At 59.7% G+C, this 221-nt stretch carries 1 protein-coding gene; it reads right to left on the bottom strand.

The genetic code is table 11. From position 1 onward, the window contains the following. Nucleotides 1–221 (bottom strand): hypothetical protein (locus AOA60_RS32485; RefSeq protein WP_158234996.1); only part of this gene is annotated, 221 nt, incomplete at both ends.

The following is a 221-nucleotide window of genomic DNA, read 5'->3' as shown; positions in this document are numbered from 1 at the left end:
GGGGTTTCTTCGTCGGTCGCGGTGAAGGTACCAGCGACGGTGCCCGCAGCAGCCGAGTTCTCTTCCAGGGTGTTAGCAGCAACCGTGATCACCGGCACATCGTTGTGCAGGTTGACGGTCGGTTGGCCGCTGTTGCTGGAGTTGGCGCCTGATGGATCGGTAACGGTCAGATCGATCTTCGGCAACTGGTTGCCGGCGTTAACGAAGTCAGCGCCTTTTTG

Source organism: Pseudomonas sp. 2822-17 (assembly GCF_002742485.1).
Lineage (GTDB): Bacteria > Pseudomonadota > Gammaproteobacteria > Pseudomonadales > Pseudomonadaceae > Aquipseudomonas > Aquipseudomonas cyclaminis.
Note: the sequence above shows the minus strand (reverse complement) of the source record. Positions and strands in the feature narration are given on the sequence as shown.